This is a genomic window from Aeromonas sp. S11(2024) (assembly GCF_041402345.1).
GTDB classification, from domain to species: Bacteria; Pseudomonadota; Gammaproteobacteria; order Enterobacterales; family Aeromonadaceae; genus Aeromonas; species Aeromonas veronii.
The window spans coordinates 51,329-71,425 of sequence record NZ_JBGLRC010000009.1; the positions used below are offsets into that span (position 1 = coordinate 51,329).

General features: G+C 61.3%; 21 protein-coding genes. 10 read left to right on the top strand and 11 right to left on the bottom strand.

Features of this window, described 5'->3' with window-relative positions; all coding sequences use genetic code 11:
• Positions 1 to 71: 71 nt before the first annotated feature.
• A complete protein-coding gene (gene hrpB, locus ACB040_RS09825) occupies positions 72 to 2,519 on the bottom strand; it encodes an ATP-dependent helicase HrpB (RefSeq protein WP_338772494.1) in 2,448 nt (815 codons plus the stop codon).
• A 178-nt stretch (positions 2,520 to 2,697) separates the two neighbouring features.
• On the opposite strand from hrpB, the gene thpR reads away from it, so the two are divergent.
• The 9 genes from thpR to ACB040_RS09870 all read left to right on the top strand — a co-directional run bounded on the left by thpR (position 2,698) and on the right by ACB040_RS09870 (position 11,335).
• Positions 2,698 to 3,240, top strand: coding sequence for an RNA 2',3'-cyclic phosphodiesterase (thpR, locus tag ACB040_RS09830; protein WP_108612596.1), 543 nt, complete (start codon positions 2,698 to 2,700; stop codon positions 3,238 to 3,240).
• The gene (gene sfsA, locus ACB040_RS09835; protein WP_338772492.1) at positions 3,237 to 3,980 is read left to right on the top strand and encodes a DNA/RNA nuclease SfsA; all 744 of its coding nucleotides are present in this window, start codon (positions 3,237 to 3,239) and stop codon (positions 3,978 to 3,980) included. The genes thpR and sfsA overlap by 4 nt, the downstream gene beginning before the upstream one ends.
• Before the next feature lie 119 nt (positions 3,981 to 4,099).
• Positions 4,100 to 4,549 carry an RNA polymerase-binding protein DksA gene (dksA, locus tag ACB040_RS09840; RefSeq protein ID WP_005335644.1) on the top strand — a complete coding sequence of 150 codons (450 nt, stop codon included), beginning with the start codon at positions 4,100 to 4,102 and terminating at the stop codon, positions 4,547 to 4,549.
• A 110-nt stretch (positions 4,550 to 4,659) separates the two neighbouring features.
• Positions 4,660 to 5,568, top strand: coding sequence for a tRNA glutamyl-Q(34) synthetase GluQRS (gluQRS, locus tag ACB040_RS09845; RefSeq protein WP_338772491.1), 909 nt, complete (start codon positions 4,660 to 4,662; stop codon positions 5,566 to 5,568).
• Between the two features lie 433 nt (positions 5,569 to 6,001).
• Positions 6,002 to 7,468: a polynucleotide adenylyltransferase PcnB gene (pcnB, locus tag ACB040_RS09850; RefSeq protein WP_179902528.1), complete on the top strand. Its 1,467-nt coding sequence runs from the start codon at positions 6,002 to 6,004 to the stop codon at positions 7,466 to 7,468.
• Positions 7,469 to 7,479: 11 nt separating this feature from the next.
• Positions 7,480 to 7,989, top strand: a complete 510-nt coding sequence (gene folK / locus ACB040_RS09855; protein ID WP_005354659.1) for a 2-amino-4-hydroxy-6-hydroxymethyldihydropteridine diphosphokinase — start codon at positions 7,480 to 7,482, stop codon at positions 7,987 to 7,989.
• Entirely contained in the window at positions 7,986 to 8,780 is a 795-nt protein-coding gene (panB, locus tag ACB040_RS09860) for a 3-methyl-2-oxobutanoate hydroxymethyltransferase (protein WP_042063124.1), read from the top strand. The genes folK and panB overlap by 4 nt, the downstream gene beginning before the upstream one ends.
• 188 nt (positions 8,781 to 8,968) lie before the next feature.
• Entirely contained in the window at positions 8,969 to 9,823 is an 855-nt protein-coding gene (panC, locus tag ACB040_RS09865; protein ID WP_019445357.1) for a pantoate--beta-alanine ligase, read from the top strand.
• Positions 9,824 to 9,967: 144 nt separating this feature from the next.
• The gene (locus ACB040_RS09870) at positions 9,968 to 11,335 is read left to right on the top strand and encodes a cation:dicarboxylate symporter family transporter (RefSeq protein WP_338772490.1); all 1,368 of its coding nucleotides are present in this window, start codon (positions 9,968 to 9,970) and stop codon (positions 11,333 to 11,335) included.
• Between the two features lie 64 nt (positions 11,336 to 11,399).
• On the opposite strand, the gene ACB040_RS09875 is transcribed toward ACB040_RS09870, so the two are convergent.
• From ACB040_RS09875 to hpt, 8 genes are all read right to left on the bottom strand, one after another.
• A complete protein-coding gene (locus tag ACB040_RS09875; RefSeq protein ID WP_338772488.1) occupies positions 11,400 to 11,927 on the bottom strand; it encodes a rhodanese-like domain-containing protein in 528 nt (175 codons plus the stop codon).
• Between the two features lie 4 nt (positions 11,928 to 11,931).
• Positions 11,932 to 12,369, bottom strand: coding sequence for a MauE/DoxX family redox-associated membrane protein (locus ACB040_RS09880; RefSeq protein WP_338772486.1), 438 nt, complete (start codon positions 12,367 to 12,369; stop codon positions 11,932 to 11,934).
• Entirely contained in the window at positions 12,366 to 12,674 is a 309-nt protein-coding gene (locus tag ACB040_RS09885; protein WP_270819098.1) for a DUF3343 domain-containing protein, read from the bottom strand. The genes ACB040_RS09880 and ACB040_RS09885 overlap by 4 nt, the downstream gene beginning before the upstream one ends.
• A complete protein-coding gene (locus ACB040_RS09890; RefSeq protein ID WP_159164277.1) occupies positions 12,671 to 13,453 on the bottom strand; it encodes an acyl-CoA dehydratase activase in 783 nt (260 codons plus the stop codon). The genes ACB040_RS09885 and ACB040_RS09890 overlap by 4 nt, the downstream gene beginning before the upstream one ends.
• A gap of 9 nt (positions 13,454 to 13,462) precedes the next feature.
• Positions 13,463 to 14,614, bottom strand: a complete 1,152-nt coding sequence (locus tag ACB040_RS09895) for a double-cubane-cluster-containing anaerobic reductase (RefSeq protein WP_338772481.1) — start codon at positions 14,612 to 14,614, stop codon at positions 13,463 to 13,465.
• 226 nt (positions 14,615 to 14,840) lie between these two features.
• Positions 14,841 to 15,614, bottom strand: coding sequence for an ABC transporter permease (locus ACB040_RS09900; RefSeq protein WP_019445351.1), 774 nt, complete (start codon positions 15,612 to 15,614; stop codon positions 14,841 to 14,843).
• Positions 15,611 to 16,528: an ABC transporter ATP-binding protein gene (locus ACB040_RS09905; protein WP_202005818.1), complete on the bottom strand. Its 918-nt coding sequence runs from the start codon at positions 16,526 to 16,528 to the stop codon at positions 15,611 to 15,613. Before ACB040_RS09905 ends, ACB040_RS09900 begins: the two co-directional genes overlap by 4 nt.
• A gap of 111 nt (positions 16,529 to 16,639) precedes the next feature.
• A complete protein-coding gene (gene hpt, locus ACB040_RS09910; protein WP_338772479.1) occupies positions 16,640 to 17,170 on the bottom strand; it encodes a hypoxanthine phosphoribosyltransferase in 531 nt (176 codons plus the stop codon).
• A gap of 201 nt (positions 17,171 to 17,371) precedes the next feature.
• On the opposite strand from hpt, the gene ACB040_RS09915 reads away from it, so the two are divergent.
• Positions 17,372 to 17,986, top strand: coding sequence for a TetR/AcrR family transcriptional regulator (locus ACB040_RS09915; RefSeq protein WP_338772477.1), 615 nt, complete (start codon positions 17,372 to 17,374; stop codon positions 17,984 to 17,986).
• Between the two features lie 72 nt (positions 17,987 to 18,058).
• On the opposite strand, the gene ACB040_RS09920 is transcribed toward ACB040_RS09915, so the two are convergent.
• Positions 18,059 to 18,670, bottom strand: coding sequence for a flavin prenyltransferase UbiX (locus ACB040_RS09920; protein WP_069529846.1), 612 nt, complete (start codon positions 18,668 to 18,670; stop codon positions 18,059 to 18,061).
• Positions 18,667 to 20,037 carry a UDP-N-acetylmuramate:L-alanyl-gamma-D-glutamyl-meso-diaminopimelate ligase gene (gene mpl / locus ACB040_RS09925; protein WP_005362853.1) on the bottom strand — a complete coding sequence of 457 codons (1,371 nt, stop codon included), beginning with the start codon at positions 20,035 to 20,037 and terminating at the stop codon, positions 18,667 to 18,669. The genes ACB040_RS09920 and mpl overlap by 4 nt, the downstream gene beginning before the upstream one ends.
• Positions 20,038 to 20,097 lie beyond the last annotated feature (60 nt).

The window sequence follows — 20,097 nt, forward strand, 5'->3', positions numbered from 1 at the left end:
ATCCTCTTTGCTTTCCTTTCTACTTGTTATGTCGCATTCGCGAACGTTCGAGCGGGATTAACCCGCCGAACCTAGATGCCCATCTTCTTTTTGGTGACTTTGGTCGGCATCGCTTCCAGCGGATTATCCGGCCAGTAGTGGCGGGGATAGCGCCCCTTCATCTCTTTCTTCACCTGTTCGTAGGATCCTGCCCAGAAAGCGGCCAGATCGGCAGTGATCTGCAGCGGTCTCTGGGCGGGGGAGAGCAGCTCCACTACCAGCGGCACCCGGCCATCGGCCACGCAGGGGGTCGAACCTTGACCGAACATCTCCTGAATGCGCACCGGGATTACCGGTGCCTGCCCAGGCTGATAGCGGATCCGCACCCGGCTGCCGGTCGGTGCCGCAAAGTGGCTCGGCAGCGCCTCGTCCAGCCGTTTGGGCAACGGCCAGGGCAGGGATTGGCGCAGGATGTCGCCGAGGTTGAGCTTTTTCAACTGCTCCAGCCGGGTCATGCCGCTCACCGCTGGCAGCAACCACTGTTCGAGGGTGGCCAGCAGGCTCTCGTCATCCATCGCGGGCCACCCCTCATCGGGCAGCCAGTCGCGGGCGCAGCGCATGCGGGCCAGCAGCCCTTCGCTGCTCTCGTCCCACGGCAGCACATGCAGCCCCTTGCGGCGAATGCCTTGCAGCAGGCAGCGCCCTTTCTGCTCGTCAGAGAGTTCGGTCAGCGGTCGCTGGTTCAGCACCAGCTCGCCGATCACCTGCTGGCGTTCGGCGCGCACCCGCTCTTCCCGCTCATCCCAGTCGAACCACTGCCGTTCGCTCACCAGTTCCGGCAGCAGGCGTACCAGCTCGTCCAGCTCGACCGGTTCGGCGATAAAGATGCGGCTGCCGCGATCGTTCTGCCCCATCTCGATAGCGATAAGGGCCCCTTGTCCCTGACAGGGATGACCTTCTACCAGATCGCAGCTCACCCCACCACTGAGTTGATAGCGACTGCCGCTGCGCAGTTTGCCGATGCGATCCGGCCAGGCGAGGGCGCAGAGCAGCCCCAGCCACTGACCCTGCGCACTGTCAGGGCGCACGCCAAGCCGTTCAAACCAGCGGACAGCGTTCTGGCGCAGGGCGCTTTGACGGCGGTGGAACAGCACAGAGAGGCGCTCCGATCCTCGCAGATCTTCTTCCTGCAACGCCACCAGATAAGCGGCATCGGCGACAATCCCTGTCAGACCCTCGGACTCCAGCTCGCGGGCGCGCAGCAGCATGCGGGCGAGCCGGGGGTGGGTACCGAAGGCGGCCATGGCGCGGCCAGCGGGAGTGAGTTGTTGCTCACCCTCCGGCTTCATGGCGCCAAGGGCCACCAGCAACCGCTGGGCGCTGGCCACCGCAGCGGCGGGGGGCATGTCCAGCAGCGGCAGATCTTCCACCTTTGCCCCCCACTGGGCGGCGTCCAGCAGCAGGCCGGTCAGCTCCTGAGTGAGGATATCTGGCGGGCTCTGTTCAGCGAGTCGCTCTTGCACCTCGCTGCTCCAGAGCCGGTAGCAGACGCCGGGGCCGAGACGACCGGCGCGGCCTGCCCGCTGGGTGGCGGAGGATTTGGCTATCTGGCGGGTTTCCAGTCGGGTGACGCCGCTTTTCAGATCAAAGGAAGCCCTTCGTTCCAGCCCGCTGTCGATCACCACCGAAATCCCCTCGATGGTGAGGGAGGTCTCCGCCACATTGGTGGTGAGCACCAGCTTACGGCGGCCCGCAGGCGCCGGTTCGATGGCCGCTTGCTGCGCCGCCATGTCGAGGCGGCCGTAGAGGGGGGCGAGGGTCACGTCGTCCGGCAGTTTGTCTGCCAACCATTGCGCCAGTCGCTCGATCTCACCCTGTCCCGGCAGAAAGACCAGCAGGCTGCCATCTTGATCGGCCAGCGCTTCGAGCACCACGGCGCCGACCTGCGGCTCCAGCCACTGCTGGCGATTGGCGGGGCGGTAGTGGTAATCGATAGGGAAACCGCGCCCTTCCGAGCGAATCACAGGGGCATCCGGCAACAAGGTCTCGAGTGCCATGCCATCCAGGGTTGCGGACATCACCAGTAGCTTGAGGTCATCGCGTAATCCCTGCTGGCTCTCGATAGCGAAGGCCAGCGCGGTATCGGCGTGCAGGCTGCGTTCGTGGAACTCATCGAAGATGACCAGCGAGACGCCAGTAAGCTCGGGATCCTGCTGCAACATCCGGGTCAGCACCCCTTCGGTGACGATCTCGAGCCGGGTCGCTGAGCTGGTGCGGCTCTCGCCACGCACCCGCAGGCCGATGCGCTCGCCCACCTTCTCCCCCAGCTGGCGCGCTAGAAAGCTGGCGATATTGCGCGCCGCGAGGCGCCTTGGCTCCAGCATGATGATGCGGCCGGGCAGCCGGTTCTGACGCACCAGCTCCAGCGGCAGCAGGGTCGATTTGCCCGCGCCTGGAGGTGCCTGCAGGATCACGCTGCTGTGGCTGTCGAGGGCGGCAAAGAGTTCGGGCAATACCGAAACGATGGGGAGCTGGGACAAAGCGATGAGCACCTTCTGTGGCAACCGGTAAAACGGCGCCTATTCTGCCACAGCCACCCGCGCTACCGTGAATGGATGTGCGGATATGGCCACTCTGGCGGGAGGCTGGCGAGACATGGCCGGATGGCTGCCATAGAATGGGCTCATCCAATGAGCGTGAAAAAGGCATTATCACCACATGGCCAAACTCTTCTTTGCCCTGCCCGTCAAGGAGCTCGCCCCCGAGCTCATCGCCTGGCGCGATCAACTGCCCTGGCCCGGTCAGCCGGTGCCGCAAGCCAACCTCCACCTGACCCTCGCCTTTCTGGGGGAGGCTGACGAGTTGACCACCCGCCGCCTGATCGCCGCCGTGGAGCGTCAGCACTGTCCGCCGCTCTCCATCAGGCTGGATGAGACCGGCTGGTTCAGCCGGGCCAAGGCCGCCTGGATTGGCCCGAAAGAGTGGCCCAACGAGCTGACCGTGCTGGCAAAGGCGCTGCGCCGCCACGGCGAGAAGTTGCGCCTTGGCAATGGCGAGCAGGGTTATCGCCCCCACGTCACCCTGTCGCGCAAGGCGGGTGAGGCCCCTGCCATCCTGCCTGCCCCAAATTTTCTGCTGCAGGCCGATGAGTTCTGCCTCTATCAATCCATCTCGACCTCGGACGGGGTGCGCTACGAGCCGCTTGCCTGCTGGCCGCTGCGCGCCCGGGTAAAAGAAGACGCGCGGAGGGCGAACCCGTGATATTCGATCCGCCGCTGCAATCCGGGCAGCTTATTGCCCGCTACAAGCGCTTTCTGACCGATGTCGAACTGGCCAATGGCGAGGTGATCACCATCCACTGCGCCAACACCGGTGCCATGACCGGCTGTGCCGATCCGGGCACCCGGGTCTGGTACTCCACCTCCGATAACCCCAAGCGCAAGCTGCCCAACAGCTGGGAGATCGCCGAGAGCCCGGCGGGCCACTTTATCTGCGTCAACACGGCGCGCGCCAACCAGATTGCCCGGGAGCTGATCGAGCAGGAGGTTATCGCTCCGCTGGCGGGTTACAGCCGATTGCGCACCGAGGTGAAGTATGGCGAAGAGAACAGTCGCATCGATCTGTTGCTGGAAGATGACGAGAAGGGCAATTGTTACATCGAGGTAAAATCGGTCACCCTGCTCGACGAGCGGGAGGAGGCTGGTATGGGCTACTTCCCCGATGCGGTCACCGCCCGTGGTGCCAAGCATTTGCGCGAGTTGATGGCGATGAAAGCGGCGGGCCACAGGGCAGTGCTGCTCTTTATGGTGTTGCACTCCGGAATAAGCCGGATGCGCCCTGCAACCCATATAGATCCGCACTATAGTCTGCTAATTGAGCAGGCAATCGCGGCGGGGGTTGAAATTTTATGCTATCGGCCCCATGTTGGGGTGCAAGGCATGGTGGCTCAAGGGTTTATCCCGTTTGAATCTGGTCACCTGTTACCCGAGGGGAGTGCATAAATATTGGAGTGGGTAACATTATTGGTACGGCTCGTTTGCTTACCCGTTACCCTTCTGCTATAGATGTCGCCCTCAATTTATGGATGGCACGGGTAGCGTGCTGAATTAGGAGACAGGGCATGCCAACAGGCGAAAACAGGAAATCTCTGGGCCCCCTGGCCATTGCGGGTGTCGCGCCTTACCAGGAAAAGCCGGGTGAGGAGTACATGAATGACCAACAAAAGGCGCATTTTCGCAAGATCCTGGGTGCCTGGCGCAACCAACTGATGCAGGAAGTTGATCGTACCGTCGACCATATGAAAGACGAGGCTGCCAACTTCCCGGATCCCGTGGATCGTGCCGCGCAAGAAGAAGAGTTCGCTCTTGAACTGCGTACCCGCGACCGTGAACGCAAGCTGATCAAGAAGATCGAGAAGACCTTGCAGCTGCTTGAAGACGATGATTTTGGTTACTGCGAACACTGCGGTATCGAGATCGGTATCCGTCGTCTGGAAGCCCGTCCGACTGCCGACCTCTGTGTCGATTGCAAGACGCTGGCCGAGATCAAGGAAAAACAGATGGCCGGTTGATCCCGACCCTCTGGTATATGAAAAAGGGAGCTCGCGGGCTCCCTTTTTATTGAGCTTTTGGCGGTCGCGCCCCAGAATGCAGCCTCAATGAATCGCTTACCCGAACAGTCATGCCAGTGAATCCCCCGTCCTCACCCCTTGCGCGTCCCTATGTCGGCCGCTTTGCCCCCTCACCCTCAGGCCCGCTTCATTTCGGTTCGCTGATCGCCGCCCTCGGCAGCTTTTTGCAGGCCAGAGCGCAGCAGGGACGCTGGTTGGTTCGCATCGAAGATATCGATCCGCCGCGGGAAATGGCGGGGGCTGCGACCCTGATCCTCAAGACCCTTGAGGCATACGGTCTTGAGTGGGATGGGGAGGTGATGTTCCAGAGCGCGCGCCACCGCCGTTATGACGAGATCATCGACCAGCTCTATCGGGCGGGGGCTCTCTACTGGTGCCGCTGCACCCGGCGCGAAATCATGGCCGCGGGCGGTCTTTACAGCGGCCACTGCCGCACCCTCGGGCTTGCGGCCGAAGGTTGCGCCGCCCGGCTGCGCCAGCACCATCCGGTCTACCACTTCGACGATCGCTTGCAGGGCCATATCGCGGTCCCGGCGGCGCTCGCCGAGGAGGATTTCATTATCCGCCGCCGCGACGGGCTCTATGCCTACAACCTGGCGGTGGTGGTGGATGATATGGACAGCGGCATCACCGAGATAGTGCGCGGTGCCGATCTGCTGGAGCCCACGGTGCGCCAGATTGCCCTCTACCAGACCCTGGGGGCGCCGGTGCCCGACTGGGTGCATTTGCCGCTGGCAGTGCTGGCAGATGGCAACAAGCTCTCCAAGCAGAACCATGCGCCGGCCCTGGCGCTCGATGAGGTGCGACCGGCCCTGTGGCAGGCGCTGCACTTCCTCGGCCAGTGCCCGCCGCCCGAGCTGATGGCAAGCCGGATCGACGAGATCATCCGGTGGGGCATCGCCAACTGGCAGCTAGAACGGGTGCCCGCCAGCGAGAAAATCCCGCTGGACCTTGAGTAAAAAGAGCCGATTTTCGTGTAACAGTACGTGAGCTATGTGCAGATAGACCGCTATTTTTTGGCTCGGTTTGATTCAAATGAGCTGAAGTAGCCACATGGTTTTTCATTTGTGCAGGCCTGAGCTATGCGCAGATTGACCGCTATTTTCGCTGGCAGACGGTTTCATGCGGGATCAATTGTCAGCACGGTTTTTCATTTGGTCAGGTGTGAGCTATGCGCAGGTAGACCGCTATTTTTTGGCCCGGTTTGATTCAAATGAGCTGAAGTAGCCACATGGTTTTTCATTTGTGCAGGCGTGAGCTATGTGCAGATAGACCGCTATTTTCGCTGGCAGACGGTTTCATGCGGGATCAATTGTCAGCACGGTTTTTCATTTGGTTAGGCGTGAGCTATGATAGGCCGCTATTTTTTGGCCTCCCGTCAATTTAGAAGTCATGAAGAGGTGTACCATTTTTTCCCAGATCGCAAACTTTTGCCGCAAGGTGCTCGGCAAGGAAGACGGCGAGCAGTCGGTGGAATCCCCCATTCCAGCCCGTGTCGCCGGTCAACGTCGTACCTTAAGCCGTGATCAGCACCCTATTTCGCGCAAAGAGATCAGCGAGAATGCACTCAAGGTGCTCTATCGCCTGAACAAAGGGGGCTATGAGGCCTACCTGGTCGGCGGCGGAGTCCGGGATCTGCTGCTCGGGAAGACGCCCAAGGATTTCGACATCGCAACCGATGCGACGCCGGAGCAGATCAAGGCGCTGTTCAGCAACTGCCGCCTGATTGGCCGTCGTTTCCGCCTGGCCCACATTGTCTTTGGTCGTGACGTGATCGAAGTGGCCACCTTCCGGGGTCACCACCATCAGGTCAATACCAGCAAACATGTGTCGGCCCAGTCTGATGAAGGAATGCTGCTGCGCGACAACGTCTACGGCACTATCGAAGAGGATGCTGAGCGCCGCGACTTTACCGTCAACGCCCTCTACTACAGCGCCAAAGATTTCACCCTGCACGATTTCGAAGGGGGTCTGGAAGATCTGGCCGAGCGCAAGCTTGAGCTGATCGGTGATCCCGAGACCCGTTATCGTGAAGATCCGGTGCGGATGCTGCGCGCCGTGCGCTTCGCCGCCAAGCTGGATATGACCATCAGTCCGCGTACCGCTGCCCCCATCAAGGAGCTGGCGCCACTGCTGCAAGACATCCCGGCTGCCCGCCTGTTTGAGGAGACCCTCAAGCTGTTCCTGGCTGGCGACGGTCTGGCGACCTACAAACTGCTGCGCGAGTATGGCCTGTTCCAACAGCTGTTCCCGCAAGTGGCTGCGCTGTTTAGCCCGCACGGCAACTCGCCTTACGAACAGTTTATCGAGCAGGCGCTGATCGATACCGACACCCGCGTTCGTGAAGATAAACGCGTCACTCCCGCCTTCCTCTACGCCACCCTGCTGTGGGGTTGCGTCGAGGCCCGTGGTCGGGTGCTGGAGAACGAGAGCGGCCTGCCCTGGTATGACGCCTTCATGCTGGCGATCAACGAGGTGCTGGACAACCAGGTGCGGATCATCGCCGTTCCCCGCCGTTTCACCACCGATGTCCGCGACATCTGGGCACTGCAACAGCGGCTGACCCGTCGTCAGGGCAAGCACCCCGAGCGCGCCATGGAGCACCCCAAGTTCCGCGCGGCGTTCGACTTCCTGTTGCTGCGCAACCGGGTCGAGCGCGGTCTCGGCGAGCTGGCCAGCTGGTGGGAGCGCTATGTCGCCTCCAATCCGGATGTGCGCCCGCAACTGCAACGGGAAGCGACCCGTCGCCCGGCCAGCGGTGAGCGCGGCGAGGCCCGCAGCCACGATGGCGAGAAGCGCAGCAGCAACAGCCGCAACCGTCGTCGTCCCCGTCGCCGCAAACCGAAAGTGGCCGAGTGACCACAGACGTGATGACCGAGGTCTTCATCGCCATTGGTTCCAACCTGTCTGATCCGCTGGGTCAGGCTCGTCGCGCCGTTGCCGCCTTGGCAAGGTTGCCGGAATCTGTGCTGGTGGAGGCCTCGTCGTTTTACAGCAGCCGCCCCATGGGGCCTGCTGACCAGCCGGACTACGTCAATGCCGTGGCCCGGCTCAATACCCGGCTCGCGCCCCTTGCGCTGCTGGATCAATTACAAAAAATCGAGCTGGAACAGGGACGTGTGCGCAAAGATGAGCGGTGGGGGCCGAGAACTCTGGATCTCGATCTGCTGCTCTATGGGGATCAGGTGATCAACCATGAGCGCCTGATCGTACCCCACTACGGCATGAAGGAGCGGGAGTTCGTGCTGCTGCCCCTTGCCGAAATTGCGCCTGCTCTGGTGCTGCCCTGCGGCACCCCGCTCGCCCGACTGGTTGCCCGCTGCCCGCACAATGATTTGGCCATCATTGCTCCGCGTGCAGACGTACAGGAGCCTCTATGAGCAAGATCACCACCGCCAGCCTGCTGAAGATGAAGCAGGACGGTCAAAAGTTCACCGCCATCACCGCCTATGATGCCACCTTTGCCAAGCTGTTCGACGACGAGGGGGCCCACGTGCTGCTCATCGGTGATTCGCTGGGCATGGTGCTGCAAGGGGGTCAGGATACCCTGGCGGTCAACATGGATGAGATGGTCTATCACACCCGCTGTGTGGCACGCGGTGCCAGCAAGGCACTGGTGGTCGCCGACATGCCGTTCATGAGCTACGCCACCCCCGAGCAGACTTACCAGAACGCTGCCCGCCTGATGGCGGCCGGTGCCCGCATGGTGAAGATGGAAGGGGGCGACTGGCTCTGTGACTCCATCCGCCACCTCACCCGCAACGGGGTGCCGGTGTGTGGTCACCTCGGCCTCACCCCGCAATCCGTTCATGTCTTTGGCGGCTTCAAGGTGCAGGGGCGCGATGAGTTTCAGGCACAGGAGATCTACCGTCAGGCCCTCGAACTGCAAGCGGCCGGTATCCAGCTGCTGGTGCTCGAGTGTGTGCCCACTGCGCTGGCCGAGCGCATCACCAAGGCGCTTCGCATCCCGGTGATCGGCATTGGTGCCGGCCCCGCGACCGACGGTCAGATTTTGGTGATGCACGATGCCTTTGGCGTCACTTCCGGCTATGTGCCCAAGTTCACCAAGAACTTCCTGGCCGAGACCGGCGATGTGCGTGCCGCCATCCGCCTCTATGTCCAGCAGGTGAGCGAGGGGAGCTTCCCCGGCCCGGAGCACTGCTTCAACTGATCCTGGCAGTTGCATGATGGGGGCTGCGGCCCCCGTCTCTGCTTGTCAGCCTTGCACAGTTAATCCGTATCTTATTGATTCATCTAAAGGTGAACTGCTGATAGCCATGTTCGTGCCCCATCCCGCCCGAGTGCTACCGGTAGATGCAACCCGTCTCTCTTTTTGATTTATCGGAAGGTGAACTGCTGATGTTGGTCGTAAATAATCCCGTCGTTCTGCGTGAGCAGATCAGCCAATGGCGCCGTGAAGGGCGTGCCATCGCATTCGTGCCCACCATGGGTAACCTGCATCAGGGCCACCTGACGCTGGTGAAAGAGGCGCACAGCCACGCCGAGAAGGTGGTGGTCAGCATCTTCGTCAACCCGATGCAGTTCGATAAGGCCGAGGATCTTGCCAACTATCCGCGCACTCTGGAGCAGGATTGCGCTGCGCTGGAAGCTGCCGGTGTCGATATGGTGTTCACCCCGACCCCGGAGATCATGTATCCGCAGGGGCTGGCGAGCCAGACCTTCGTCGAGGTGCCGGGTCTCTCCAATCTGCTGGAGGGGGCGCTGCGCCCGGGTCACTTCCGTGGTGTCAGTACCGTCGTCACCAAGCTGTTCAATCTGGTACAGCCGGATGTGGCCTGCTTTGGCCAGAAGGATTACCAGCAGTTGGCGCTTATTCGAAAGATGGTGGCCGACATGGCGATGCCCATCGAGATCGTCGGCGTGCCCACCGTGCGGGCCGAAGACGGGCTGGCACTCTCTTCCCGCAACGGCTACCTGACTGCCGCCGAGCGGGCCATTGCCCCCGAGCTGGCGCGCACCATGAACTGGATCGCCGAGCAGATTGAAGCGGGTGACCACCACCTGCCCTCCTTGGTCGCGCAGGCCAGCCAACGCCTCGACAACGCCGGTTTTCGTACCGATGCCATCGACATCGTCGATGCCGCCACCCTCGAATCTGCCACTGACGAGAGCGCGCAGCTGGTGATCCTGATGGCTGCCTATCTTGGCAAGGCCCGCCTTATCGACAACCGCGTCGTCACCGTAAAGAAGTAATTCCTCCGATTGTCAGCGGACGCCTTCCCGGGCGTCCGCTGCTTTTTCACGCCTGCCATTTGGCGTTTTCCCTCGCGACTCTGCTCGCACCCGCTGTTTTCTCTCTCCACAATCGGCCCTGATGGCCGTTACAGGTGTTTATTTATGTTTACCTTGTTTGCTTCGTTGCTCTTCTGTCTGCTCTGTTTTGCCCTGACCCGGCTACCCGCTTCGGTGCCGCTCTCGCGAAAGGTGCTTGCGGGTCTGTTGCTTGGTGCCCTGTTCGGACTGGCGCTGCAACTGGGCTGGGGCGCCGATGATGCCGGCGTCCAGCAGACCCTGGCGTGGGTCAATATCATCGGCGGTGGCTATGTCAGCCTGCTCAAGGTGGTGATGATGCCGCTGGTGTTCACCTCCATCCTCTCCGCCATCAACAAGCTGGAGCAGGCCCAGTCCCTCGGCAAGATCAGCGCCGTGCTGATCGGTTCCATGCTGACATTGGTGATGATCGCCGGTGTGGTGGGGATGACCATCACCCACCTGAGCGGTCTCACGGCAGCCGGGTTGTTGAGTCATGGCAGCGACACGGCAGCCCTGCAACAGAGCATGAGTACCATCGACAGTGCCCAGACCCTGCCTGCCTTGCTGCTCTCGCTGGTGCCCACCAACTTTGCCGCCGATATGGCGGGTAGTCGCGGTCTCTCGGTGATCGGCGTGGTGATCTTCACCGTGTTGGCCGGGGTTGCCCTGCTGCAGTTGAAGGCGGAGCATCCAGAGGCTGGTGCTCGCGCCGCCGTGGCCATCGACACCCTGCAACTGTGGGTGATGAAGATGGTGCGGGTGGTGATTGCACTCACCCCCTATGGCGTGATGGCGCTGATCGCCCGGGTGGTGGCCCACTATCCGCTGAGCGAGATCCTCAGCCTGCTCGGCTTTATCCTGGTCTGCTACGTCGCCATTCTGGCGATGTTTGCGGTGCACATGGTGATCCTGCTGCTGATCGGCCAGAACCCGTTGCACTACCTGCGGGAAGTGTGGGGCGTGCTTACCTTCGCTTTTGTCTCCCGCAGCAGCGCCGCCTCCATTCCGCTCAGCATCGAGACCCAGCAGCGTCTTGGGGTGCCCGCCAGCATCGCCAACTTTGCCGCCTCGTTCGGTGCCAACCTCGGCCAGAACGGCTGCGCCGGCATCTATCCGGCCATGATGGTGGCAATGATTGCTCCCATGCTCGGTATCAACCCGTTTGATCCCCTGTTCCTGCTGACTCTGCTGCCGGTGATTGCGCTGGGCTCCATCGGGGTGGCCGGCGTCGGCGGTGGCGGCACCTTCGCCGCGCTGATCGTGCTCTCCACCCTCAACTTCCCCATCGCGCTGGTGGGGGTGATGATCGCCATCGAGCCGCTGGTGGATATGGGTCGCACCGCCCTCAACGTCAACGGCTCCATCATGGCGGCGATGATCACCAAGCGGTTGCTGGGTGAACAGGCGCAGAGCGATGTCGCGCAAGGCGAAGCGTCCCGAGTCGCCAGCTGACAGCCAGCACCAAAATGAGAGAAGCCCGCAGTTGCGGGCTTCTTTTTTGGGGAGAAAGGTCGGGTTACTCGGCCGTGACGGGGTAGCCGGCTCCTTTCCAGGCGAAGATGCCGCCCGGCACCCGATAGACCTGCTGATAGCCCTGAGTCACCGCCCAAGCGGCGGCATTGTGGCTGCGACCGCACTTGACGAAGCCGCAGTAGATCACCACCGGGCGGGACTTGTCTTCACCCAACAGTGCCTGGAACTGTTCCGCCGTGCCGCTCCCCTCGACGATTTCGCTCCAGTTGTCGCCGGCCTTGGCCTCTTTCACGAAGACAAAGTTCTTGGCGCCCGGGATGTGCTCTTTCTTGTAGGAGTCCTCATAGGGCATGGTGTCGATGATCACCAACTCCTCGCCCTTGTCCATCCGGGTCTTCAGCTCGGCCACGGTCAGCAGCTGATAGCCCCCTTGCTGTGTCTCTTGCGCCAGCTGCACCGCCGACTGCTCCAGCTTCACCTCCTGCTCGAACTGGTTGTCGCCACAGCCCGTGAGGGCAAAGCTGGCGGCGATCAGCGAGGCCAGCAGGGTGCGGGATCGCAATGTCATCATGTCACTACTCCTTTAGAACGGGAAAAACGGGGCGGGAAGTTCGCAGCAGAGCGCCCGCAAGCGTCAGTAGCAGCAGATCCCGCACAATGGCCTCCGGCAACGAGCCGAGATCAGCCCTGCCCAGACAGCCGCAAGAGATGTCGAGCCCGATGGCAACGCCATAGCCCAACACCGGAATAAACAGGGCGAGCAGCCCGATCACCAGCCACAGTCCCCAGCGCCGGTTGGCGATGACCGCAAGCCCTGCGCAGAGCTCCAGCGCGATCAGCCCCCAGGCCACCGGCGGGATCAGTGACGGCCAGATCAGCCCGAAGGCCGCGATCTGTTCGACAAACAGGGCGGGGGATATCAGCTTGAACCCGGCGGAGGCGAGGAAAAATCCCCCGAGTGCCAGATTGGCCAGCATGCGCAGATAAACAGCCACGGGATAGCTCTTTATCATCCATGACTCCGACTGCCAACCACTGGAGTTTGCTTCGCCATGTCCGGGCTATCGGCCGGATAGCGGGCCAGCTCGTGATAGTCGCCGTCCGCTTCGCAGCGAAAGACGGCGGCGGTTTCACCGTTCTGACACCACTGTTGCCACTCGTCTGGCGGGCAGTGGAGGCGAATGGCGAGGCCACAGCCGTCGCTGAGCAGGCGCGGCACATCGCAGACCCGAAACGACTGACCGTGCTGCTCCAGCCGCTTGCGCATCCTGACCGTGCCGAGGGTAGAGTGGAACAGGTAGAGAAACTCCTGATTCATGATTTGCCTCCTGTGCTGGCGCGCGCGCCGAACAGGGCAGCCCCCAGCGCACCGGCAAACTGGGCATCCGGGTGGGTGGCCACTTCGCAGCCCAACCCTTCGGCCAGATAGTGGCGGAAGGTGGCGCAGTGGCTGACGCCGCCGGTAAAGAGTACGCTCGGTCGGGCGCCGAGGCGGCCGATAAAGTTGGCACTGCGCCGGGCCATGGAGCGGACGATACCGGCCAGGATTGACTCGGCCGGAATGCCCGCCGAGCGCAGGCTGATCGCCTCCGATTCGGCAAACACGGTACACATGCTGCTGATGTCGTGGGGCTCGGCCCCTTGCAGCAGTTCGTCAAGCTGCTCGACCCGAGCTCCCAGAGTGCGGGTGATCACCTCGAGAAAGCGACCGGTGCCGGCGGCGCACTTGTCGTTCATCAGAAAATCGGTGAGGTTGCCGTCGCTATCGAGCTGGATCACCTTGCTGTCCTGCCCGCCGATATCGATGACGGTGTGTACCGACGGGCAGAGCAGGCGAGCCCCCAGTCCATGGCAGGAGATCTCGGTAACCCGGCGATCGGCGAACGACGCCAGATCGCGGCCATAGCCGGTCAGGGTCAGGTGGGGGCGCTCTGGCAAATCGGCCGAGAGCTCCTCCCAGCCTTGCTCGATGGCAGCCAGCGGACGAAAGGGGGTCGGCACCAGAAAACGGCGGACGATACGCCCGCCATCCCGGCTGTCGAACAGGATCCCCTTGGTCGCGGTGGAGCCCGAGTCAATCCCGATGGAGAGTGACACTGCGCCTCCTTACAGCATCTCGATAAAGGCGGCCAGCCGGGTGGCCAGTTGTCCCTTGTCGGCGCTGGAGTAGTCGGTCTCGACTGCCATGAAGGGGATACCGTGGCGTTCGCGCACATGGCGCTTGATGGCGAGCGACTCCACCGCATAGGTGTGGCAAGCCTGCAGGATCACATCGATCACTCCGTCCGCCTGATACTCCTCCACCATCTGGCTCAGCAGATTCATGCGTTGGTGGTTGGGGGAGATGCAGGAGCAGCCGATGGCCAGATACTTGTCGGTCAGCGCATCGAACGGGTCGCCCTCTTCGCTGACGCACTGCTCGGTTGCCTTGGCGCCGGTGCAGTTCTCGTAACCCACCACCCAGCCGCCGTGCTCCTCGATAAGGCGCACTACCTTGTCGGCCGCGCCGCCGATGGGGCAGCCGGTGATGAGGATGCGCGGGCGGGCATCGAGTCGCTTGCCCTCGGCATACTCTACCTTGATGCGGCGGGTCATCTCCTGCAGCTCGCTGATGAGCTGCTCCTTGTCGAAGCGGAAGGTGGCACCATAGACCACCTTGAGCAGGTCGGTACCGCTGAGTGCCGGCGGATTGAGCTGGCCCAGCCGGTAGAAATCGGCCAGCGCGCGGCGCTCGCGGTTTTTCAGCACGATGGCGTCTCGCAATGCCTGCTCGCTGATGGGCTTGCCGAACTGCTGCTCCAGCAACTCCTTGAAGCGGACGATTTCGCTGCGCCACAGGTTGCGGGAGGCTTCGTCATCGGCGCGGTTGGGCAACTGCATCACATGCACCGGTTTGAACTCTGCCATGTACTCGTACATCTTCTTCTTGCCGTCGCAGGTGGTTTCCCCCACCACCAGATCGGAGAAGTAGAAGTAGGGGCACTTGTCGGTCTTGCCAAAACCGTAGCTGCTCTTGATCAGCGGGCAGAGGTTGCGGGGCAGATCTTTCTCGGCCTCCTCGATGGTCTCGTCGCTGGTGGAGCAGAGCGATACCACCACGGCGCCGGCGGCTATGGCCACCTCCTGCGGCATAAAGGTACAGTAGGTACCGACCAGGGGGATCTGTCGCTCCTTGAGTGCCATTACAGCCAGAAAGCCCTGACGACGGGCATCTGAAAAGCTATCGAATATGGCTGGCAACTCGGTGATAAGTGACATAGGCGATCCTGCCCTGATGAGAGAAATGAAGAGACGGACGAGCCATCCGTGACGGCACATCCAACCGCGAGAATTATACCTTTGGGGGTAATTCGAAAATTGCGGTGGATCACAAGGTGTCAGGTAAATCCTTAATGACAGGCAGGTTATTGAGAAGGGGGCTGGCAGGTTGAAGGGGCTACAGGGGGAATAAACAACGGGCACCGCGAGGTGCCCGTTTTGGTCATCAGTGGCGCAGGCCAGTGCCGCGGGAGATAAGCCACCAGGCGATACCGTAGAGGGCCACGATAAAGCCGATGATGATGAGGTAGGCGGTGCCGAGTGGCACGTCGGAGATACCGAGGAAGCCGTAACGGAACGCGTTCACCATGTAGATGATGGGATTCACCTGGGAGACCCCCTGCCAGAAGGGAGGCAGCAGGCTGATGGAGTAGAACACTCCGCCCAGATAGGTGAGGGGTGTCAGCACGAAGGTGGGGATGATGCTGATGTCGTCGAAGGTCTTGGCAAACACCGCGTTGATAAGGCCACCCAACGAGAAGAGGATAGCGGTGAGCAGCACGGTGAAGCAGACGCTGAACAGGTGGTGGATCTGCAGCGGCACGAAGAACAGCGACACCAGGGTGACGATAAGGCCGACGCAGAGGCCGCGTGCCACGCCTCCGCCCACATAACCGGCGATGATGACGTAGTTGGGCACCGGCGCGACCAGCATCTCCTCGATATTGCGCTGGAACTTGGCGCTGAAGAAGGAGGAGGCAACGTTGGAGTAGGAGTTGGTGATCACCGACATCATGATGAGGCCGGGCACGATGAACTCCATGTAGGTGAAACCGCCCATGTCACCGATGCGCGAACCGATCAGGTTGCCGAAGATGACGAAGTAGAGGCTCATGGTGATGGCCGGTGGCACCAGGGTCTGGATCCAGATCCGGGTGAAGCGGCTCACCTCCTTGGCCAGAATGCTCTTGAAGGCGATGTAGTAGATGGCCAGATTCATGCTTTTCTCCCCTCTTCGACCAGATTGACGAACAGCTCTTCCAGCCGGTTGGCCTTGTTGCGCATGCTCACGACCTGCACTTGCTGCTTCGACAGTTGCTCGAACAGGCTGTTGAGTGACTGGCTCTTGTCGAGATCCACCTCAAGGGTGCGTTCATCCGGCATACGGCCGTTGAACTCTGGCACCTCGGGTACGGCAGAACCTGGCGCAAGGTCGAGCAGGAAGGTCTCGCGACCCAGCTTGCCCAGCAGATTCTTCATGCTGGTGTTCTCGATCAGACGACCCTTGTCGATGATGCCGATGTTGCGGCAGAGCATCTCCGCCTCTTCCAGATAGTGGGTGGTGAGAATAATAGTGACGCCCTGCTCGTTGAGATCCTTGAGGAAGGTCCACATGGAGCGGCGGATCTCGATATCGACCCCGGCGGTCGGTTCATCGAGGATCAGCAGTTTGGGTTCGTGCATCAGGGCGCGGGCGATCATCAGACGGCGCTTCATGCCGCCTGAGAGGGTGCGGGCAGGCATGTCGCGCTTCTCCCACAGATCGAGCTGGCGCAGGTACTTCTCGGCGCGGATCTTGGCTTCCGCCTTGGGCACGCCGTAGAAACCGGCCTGATGGGTGACAATCTGGATCACCTTCTCGAACTGGCTGAAGTTGAACTCCTGCGGCACCAGTCCGAGCTGGGCCTTGGCCAGTTCGAGATCGCTGTCGATGTCGTAGCCAAACACCTTCACCTTGCCGGCGCTCTTGTTCACCAGCGAGCTGATGACGCCGATAGTGGTGGATTTGCCCGCGCCGTTCGGGCCGAGCAGGGCGAAGAAATCCCCCTGCCTGACGGTAAGATCGATGCCTTTAAGGGCTTCGACGCCCCCCTGATAGGTCTTTTTCAGGCCGCTGATTTCCAGTGCGTTCATTGCAACCTCTGTGATGGTTGAATCCGGCTCGATACAGAAAAGGCGGCCAAGGCCGCCTGCACAGAGTAAAGGGCGCAAGGCCGCTTCACCCGTGATATTCCTGAACCTGGCTTACTCCTGGGGTACCACTTTGCCGATAAACGGCAGGTTGCGGTACTTCTGGGCGTAGTCGATGCCACAGCCGACCACGAATTCGTCCGGAATGGCGAAGCCAATCCAGTCGACCGGCACCTGCACTTCGCGGCGGGAGGGTTTGTCCAGCAGAGTGCAGATGGCCAGGGATTTTGGCTCGCGCAGGGAGAGGATCTCGCGCACCTTGTTGAGGGTGTAGCCGGTATCGATGATGTCTTCGACGATCACCACATCCTTGCCCTTGATGTCGTCATCCAGGTCTTTGAGGATACGCACGTCACGGGTGCTGTGCATGCCGGAGCCATAGCTGGAGGCGGTCATAAAATCCAGGGTGATGGGCAGCTGGCACTGACGGCAGAGGTCAGCCAGGAAGACGCAGGAGCCGCGCAGCAGACCGATCATTACGACTTCGTCGGAACCCTGGTAGCGGGCGGTGATCTCTTCACCCAATTTGGCGATCCGGGCGGCTACTTCAGCCTCGGAGATCATCACCTCGACAGTGTGTTTCATCACTTACTCCCATATGGCCAAAGGGAAACTGGCCGTTCATGAACATCAAAACCGATGATTCTACCACCCGTGTCGAGAGGCGCCATATATACGTGGTGCTTTTATCGGCTTATTTTAATTGATAGAGTTAGCAGGCACTCAGGCATGATTAGTTACAATACTATAAACACCATAATCAATAACTATTAGATGATAAAAACTATGGAACCACGCGCAGAAATAAGACGTCGTACCCGGCTGTCGCCGGAGGCTCGTCGCAATCAACTGATGGAATGTGCCATCGAAGTGTTCTCCCGCCGCGGTATCGGTCGTGCCGGTCACGCCGAAATTGCCGAGCAGGCCAAGGTCTCTGTTGCCACCGTCTTCAACTATTTCAACACCCGCGAGGAGTTGGTAGATGAGGTGCTGGCCGAGATCGAACGCTTTGTGAACCAGATGCTGTCGCAGGCATACGGTGACCAGGGCTCCATTTTCGACAAGATCCAGCGTCATGTACGCCTTTCTGTCGATGCCGCCTACGATCAACCGGATTATGCCGGTATCTGGCTGGAGTGGAGCTCATCGGTTCGGGAAGAGGTATGGCCCCGCTATACCCGGCTGCTCGATCACTGCCTTGAGCTGATCGCCAGCGAGCTGCAAACCGCCATGGATGCAGGGGAGATCACCAGCGTGCTGTCAGCACAGGATCTGGCCCGCTCTTTGACCGGTTTTGGCTATGTGATGATGCAGATGATCAATCAACCTCTGCGCCCGGCGCGCCAAGAGGTGACTGATTTCCTGTTCAAGTACGTGACGGCGCCAATTCAGGCTCGCTAACACGACTTAACGAAAAAACGGCGTCACTCATTGAGTGGCGCCGTTTTTTTATGGCCGAATGTGGCGGTCACCTCAATGGTGGCCATAGCCCCAGCGGTGGGTCAGCTCATGCTCGACACCCAGATGATCGAGGATGCGGGCGACCATAAAGTCCACCAGATCGGCGATGCTTTTCGGCTCATGATAGAAACCGGGCGCGGCAGGCATGATGGTCACCCCGAGCCGTGCCAGTTTCAGCATGTTCTCCAGATGGATCGCCGAGAAGGGGGTTTCGCGGGGCACCAAGATCAGCTGGCCGCGCTCCTTGATCACCACATCCGCCGCCCGCTCCAGCAGGTTGTCGGAGGTACCGTTGGCAATGGCCGAGACGGTGCCCATGGAGCAGGGGCAGACCACCATTTGTTTGGGGGCTGCCGAACCGGAGGCGACTGGCGAGAACCACTCCTCCTTGCCGCAGGCGACAATCTGCCCCTCCTTGGCGCCATATTGGCGACAAAGATAGGCAGAGAGCTCTTTCGGCGAGCCGGGCCAATCCTGTTGCTGCTCGGTCTTGAGTACCACTCGTGCCGCCGAGGAGGCGAGCAGGTAGACCCGATAGTCCGCTTGCACCAGACACTGGAGCAGGCGCAGGGCGTAGGGGGCGCCGGAGGCACCGGTCAGCGCCAGGGTGATCGCTTTGTTCATAGTTCGCCGTGGTAATCCTTGAGGCGGGCGATCAGCTTGTCATGAATGCCACCGAAGCCGCCGTTGCTCATGATCAGAATATGGTCGCCATCGCGGCTCTCGGCCACCAGCCGGTTGATCAGGGTCTCCAGATCGTTGAATACCTTGGCCGGACGGGTCATATGGGCCGTCACCTCGCCGAGATCCCAGCCGATGTTGGGCGGCTGGAAGAAGAACACCTCGTCGGCGCCATCGAAGCAGCCAGCCAGCTCCTCCTTGTGAACCCCCAGCTTCATGGTGTTGGAGCGCGGCTCCAGCACCGCCAGAATACGTGAGCTGCCTACCTTGGCGCGCAGGCCGCCGAGGGTGGTCTCGATGGCGGTGGGGTGGTGGGCGAAGTCGTCATAGACGCTGATGCCCGCCACTTCGCCCTTGAGCTCCATCCGCCGTTTGGGGGATTTGAACTGGCAGAGGGCGGCGATGCCATGCTCCACCATGACTCCGGCATGGCGAGCGGCGGCGATGGCCATCAGACCATTGTTGACGTTGTGCTCGCCGATGCACTCCCAGTGCACCTCACCCTGCTTTTCGCCATCCAGCCACACCTCGAAGGCGGAGCCGTCATCGGCCAGCTTGACCGCCTTCCACTTGGCGTCGTCCTGACCTACCAGCTCCACTTCGCTCCAGCAGCCCATCTTGCGCACGGCGGTGAGGTTGTCATCGGCTTGCGGGAACAGCACCCGGCCGTTGCTCGGCACGGTGCGCATCAGGTGGTGGAACTGGCGCTGGATCGCGGCGAGATCCGGGAAGATGTCCGCGTGGTCGAACTCCAGATTGTTCATCACCAGGGTGCGCGGGTGGTAGTGGACGAACTTGGAGCGTTTGTCGAAGAAGGCGCAGTCATACTCGTCCGCTTCGATGACGAAGAAGGGGGCGGAGCCGAGACGGGCCGAGACCGGGAAGTTGCCCGGCACGCCGCCAATAAGGAAACCGGGCTCCAGTTTGGCGTACTCCAGCACCCAGGCCAGCATGCTGGCGGTGGTGGTCTTGCCGTGGGTGCCGGCGACGGCCAGCACCCAGCGATCTTGCAGCACGTGCTCCAGCAGCCACTGGGGGCCGGAGATGTAGGGCAGATTGCGGTCCAGCACATATTCAACACAGGGGTTGCCGCGGCTCATGGCGTTGCCGATCACCACCAGATCCGGCGCCGGATCGAGTTGGGAGGGGTCATAGCCTTCGGTCAGTTCGATGCCCTGTTGCTCGAGCTGGGTACTCATGGGGGGATAGACATTGGCATCCGAACCGGTCACCCGGTAACCAAGCTGTTTTGCCAACACCGCCAGACCACCCATAAAGGTGCCGCAGATCCCGAGAATGTGAATATGCATACCGCTTCCTTTCGCAGTAAAGGGAAGTGCGCATTCTAGGGGGTGTTGCGGTGGTGGCAC

Excerpts from the sequence above, each read along its gene's own strand:
- ACB040_RS09880 (WP_338772486.1), bottom strand. The coding sequence starts at position 12,369 with ATGATAAAGAGCTATCCCGTGGCTGTTTATCTGCGCATGCTGGCCAAT.
- folK (WP_005354659.1), top strand. The coding sequence starts at position 7,480 with ATGACCGAGGTCTTCATCGCCATTGGTTCCAACCTGTCTGATCCGCTG.
- ACB040_RS09900 (WP_019445351.1), bottom strand. The coding sequence starts at position 15,614 with ATGAATCTGGCCATCTACTACATCGCCTTCAAGAGCATTCTGGCCAAG.
- gluQRS (WP_338772491.1), top strand. The coding sequence starts at position 4,660 with ATGCCAGTGAATCCCCCGTCCTCACCCCTTGCGCGTCCCTATGTCGGC.
- ACB040_RS09905 (WP_202005818.1), bottom strand. The coding sequence starts at position 16,528 with ATGAACGCACTGGAAATCAGCGGCCTGAAAAAGACCTATCAGGGGGGC.
- ACB040_RS09885 (WP_270819098.1), bottom strand. The coding sequence starts at position 12,674 with ATGAATCAGGAGTTTCTCTACCTGTTCCACTCTACCCTCGGCACGGTC.
- pcnB (WP_179902528.1), top strand. The coding sequence starts at position 6,002 with ATGAAGAGGTGTACCATTTTTTCCCAGATCGCAAACTTTTGCCGCAAG.
- thpR (WP_108612596.1), top strand. The coding sequence starts at position 2,698 with ATGGCCAAACTCTTCTTTGCCCTGCCCGTCAAGGAGCTCGCCCCCGAG.
- dksA (WP_005335644.1), top strand. The coding sequence starts at position 4,100 with ATGCCAACAGGCGAAAACAGGAAATCTCTGGGCCCCCTGGCCATTGCG.
- ACB040_RS09915 (WP_338772477.1), top strand. The coding sequence starts at position 17,372 with ATGGAACCACGCGCAGAAATAAGACGTCGTACCCGGCTGTCGCCGGAG.
- hpt (WP_338772479.1), bottom strand. The coding sequence starts at position 17,170 with ATGAAACACACTGTCGAGGTGATGATCTCCGAGGCTGAAGTAGCCGCC.
- ACB040_RS09920 (WP_069529846.1), bottom strand. The coding sequence starts at position 18,670 with ATGAACAAAGCGATCACCCTGGCGCTGACCGGTGCCTCCGGCGCCCCC.
- panC (WP_019445357.1), top strand. The coding sequence starts at position 8,969 with ATGTTGGTCGTAAATAATCCCGTCGTTCTGCGTGAGCAGATCAGCCAA.
- panB (WP_042063124.1), top strand. The coding sequence starts at position 7,986 with ATGAGCAAGATCACCACCGCCAGCCTGCTGAAGATGAAGCAGGACGGT.
- mpl (WP_005362853.1), bottom strand. The coding sequence starts at position 20,037 with ATGCATATTCACATTCTCGGGATCTGCGGCACCTTTATGGGTGGTCTG.
- ACB040_RS09875 (WP_338772488.1), bottom strand. The coding sequence starts at position 11,927 with ATGATGACATTGCGATCCCGCACCCTGCTGGCCTCGCTGATCGCCGCC.
- ACB040_RS09895 (WP_338772481.1), bottom strand. The coding sequence starts at position 14,614 with ATGTCACTTATCACCGAGTTGCCAGCCATATTCGATAGCTTTTCAGAT.
- ACB040_RS09870 (WP_338772490.1), top strand. The coding sequence starts at position 9,968 with ATGTTTACCTTGTTTGCTTCGTTGCTCTTCTGTCTGCTCTGTTTTGCC.